This is a genomic window from Bradyrhizobium sp. LeoA1Lang, from assembly GCF_055413685.1.
Map to the genome: position 1 here is coordinate 1 of NZ_JBVAPG010000354.1, position 2,650 is coordinate 2,650.

The window sequence follows — 2,650 nt, forward strand, 5'->3', positions numbered from 1 at the left end:
CGGTCCGACCTGCGCCGCGTTCAGCGCGTCGCTGCGTGAGCGATGGCGGGCGATTGCCATGACCGAACTTCCTTCGCATCCGCGGCTTGTCCGCAAACTCCAGGACGCGCTTGGCGACCAGATCTGCGCCGCGCTCGATGATCCGGCCGTTGTCGAAGTGATGCTCAATCCAGACGGCCGGCTTTTCATCGAACGGCTCGGCCACGGAATGGCAGCGGCCGGAAACTTGCCTGCCGCGACCGCCGAGATCGTTATCGGCAGTGTCGCGCATGCGCTGCAATCGGAGGCCGACGACGAGCGTCCGATCATTTCAGGGGAACTGCCGATCGGCGGTCATCGCTTCGAAGGTTTGCTGCCGCCCGTCGTCGGTGCCCCCACATTCACAATCCGAAAGCGGGCTTCGCGTCTGTTCGATCTCGAGGATTACGTGACGCAGGGCGTGATGACGGCCGACCAACTCGCGGTCATCCGCAACGCCATCGGATCGCGTCTGAACATCGTCGTGTCGGGCGGCACGGGCTCGGGTAAGACCACACTCGCCAATGCCGTGATCGCGGCGATAGTCGCGCACGCGCCTGAGCACCGCCTTGTCATTCTCGAAGACACGGCCGAGATCCAGTGCGCCGCCGAGAACGCCGTCTCGCTTCACACGAGCGACACGATCGATATGGCGCGCCTGCTCAAGAGTACGATGCGGTTGCGACCCGATCGCATCATTGTCGGGGAGGTACGCGACGGTGCGGCACTCACGCTGCTCAAGGCCTGGAACACCGGCCATCCCGGCGGCATCACGACTATCCACGCCAATAGCGCAATTTCGGCGCTGCGCCGTCTCGAGCAGCTCACGGCCGAAGTCAGTCAACAGCCCATGCGCGAGGTCATCGGCGAGGCGGTCGATCTGATCGTCTCGATCGAACGAACGGATCGCGGTCGCCAGGTCCGCGACGTGCTCCATGTCGAGTGCTTTTCGGCGGGCCAGTACCAAACCCAACCCTACGCCAGGAAGGAGGAGCGCCATGTCGCTTAACCGCATGATGATTGTAGGTGCCGGCAGCCTGCTGCTCGCACTCGTGATGTTGGATCCAGTTCTTGCGTCGACCAGCGGCGGCGGCAATCTTCCCTGGGAGAGCCCGCTTCAGCAGATCCAGCAATCGATCACGGGGCCCGTGGCTGGCTTCATTGCCCTTGCGGCCGTTGCGGTTGCCGGCGGCATGTTGATCTTCGGCGGCGAGCTCAACGATTTCGCGCGACGCCTCATGTATGTCGTGCTGGTCGCCGGCATTCTCCTCGGCGCCACGCAGATCGTCGCTCTATTCGGCGCAAGCGGCGCGTCGATCGGCGACGTCGCGCCCACGATGCCCATTGGCAGAAGGGCAGGGGATCTCGGTCATGGCTGAGGTCGGCGCCAATCTTCGACGCAATCGCATCCATCGCGCGCTGTCGCGGCCGAGCCTGCTGTTCGGCGCAGACCGCGAGCTCGTGCTGCTAACTGGCCTTGCCGCCGTCATCCTGATCTTCGTCGTGCTCACCTGGTACGCCGCAATCCTCGGCGCGGCGATCTGGATCGTTGTCGTCGCGGCGCTTCGGATGATGGCGAAGGCCGACCCGATGATGCGCCGGGTCTATGCCCGTCACATCTCCTATCGGCCTCACTACCGGGCGACCTCGACGCCCTGGCGTCGATACTGAGGTCCGCTCATGGTCGCGCTGCGCTCCTTCCGTCACTCTGGCCCGTCCTTCGCCGATCTCGTGCCATATGCCGGGCTCGTCGCGAACGGGATCGTGCTGTTGAAGGACGGCTCGCTGATGGCGGGCTGGTATTTTGCCGGGCCGGACTCGGAGAGCTCGACCGACGCTGAGCGCAACGAGGTCTCGCGCCAGATCAACACCATCCTGGCGCGCCTCGGCTCCGGCTGGATGATCCAGGTCGAGGCGGTGCGGGTGCCGACCACGGATTATCCGGCGCGGCAGGACTGCCATTTTCCCGATCCGGTGACGCGGGCGATCGACGACGAACGCCGCAACCACTTCGAGCAGGAGAGCGGACATTTCGAGAGCCGCCACGCGATCATCCTGTCCTGGCGGCCGCCCGAGCGTCGCCGCGCGGGTCTCGCGCGCTACATCTATTCCGATGCCGAGAGCCGATCGGCCTCCTATGCTGATACGGCAATCGAGAGCTTCCGCACCTCGATCCGTGAGGTCGAACAGTATCTCGCCAGCGTTCTGTCCATCCGGCGCATGGAAACGCGCGAGATTGAGGAGCGCGATGGCACGCGCATAGCGCGCTACGATGAACTGTTCCAGTTCATCCGCTTCTGCATCACCGGCGAGAATCACCCGATCCGCCTGCCGGACATCCCGATGTATCTCGACTGGCTGGCTACGGCCGAGCTCCAGCACGGCCTGTCGCCGATGGTCGAGAACCGCTTTCTCGGCGTCGTGGCGATCGACGGCTTTCCAGCCGAGAGCTGGCCGGGAATCCTCAATTCCCTCGATCTGATGCCGCTAACCTACCGCTGGTCGTCGCGCTTCATGTTCCTCGACGACCAGGACGCGCGGCAGAAGCTCGAGCGCACCCGAAAGAAGTGGCAGCAGAAGGTCCGCCCCTTCATCGACCAGCTGTTCCAGACGCAAAGCCGCTCGATCGATC

The 2,650-nt window shown here is 64.4% G+C and carries 4 protein-coding genes; all 4 read left to right on the top strand.

What is annotated here, in order from left to right; genetic code table 11:
- Window positions 1-58 precede the first annotated feature (58 nt).
- On the top strand, window positions 59-1,027 hold the full coding sequence (trbB, locus tag ACZYOF_RS43310) for a P-type conjugative transfer ATPase TrbB (RefSeq protein ID WP_463719540.1): 969 nt from the start codon (window positions 59-61) through the stop codon (window positions 1,025-1,027).
- A gap of 46 nt (window positions 1,028-1,073) precedes the next feature.
- The gene (locus tag ACZYOF_RS43315) at window positions 1,074-1,397 is read left to right on the top strand and encodes a TrbC/VirB2 family protein (protein ID WP_463719541.1); all 324 of its coding nucleotides are present in this window, start codon (window positions 1,074-1,076) and stop codon (window positions 1,395-1,397) included.
- Window positions 1,390-1,689 (top strand): conjugal transfer protein TrbD, encoded by a 300-nt coding sequence (locus ACZYOF_RS43320; protein WP_463719538.1) that lies wholly within the window; start codon window positions 1,390-1,392, stop codon window positions 1,687-1,689. The genes ACZYOF_RS43315 and ACZYOF_RS43320 overlap by 8 nt, the downstream gene beginning before the upstream one ends.
- 9 nt (window positions 1,690-1,698) lie before the next feature.
- On the top strand, window positions 1,699-2,650 hold a 952-nt coding region (locus ACZYOF_RS43325; protein ID WP_463719539.1), incomplete at its 3' end, for a VirB4 family type IV secretion/conjugal transfer ATPase.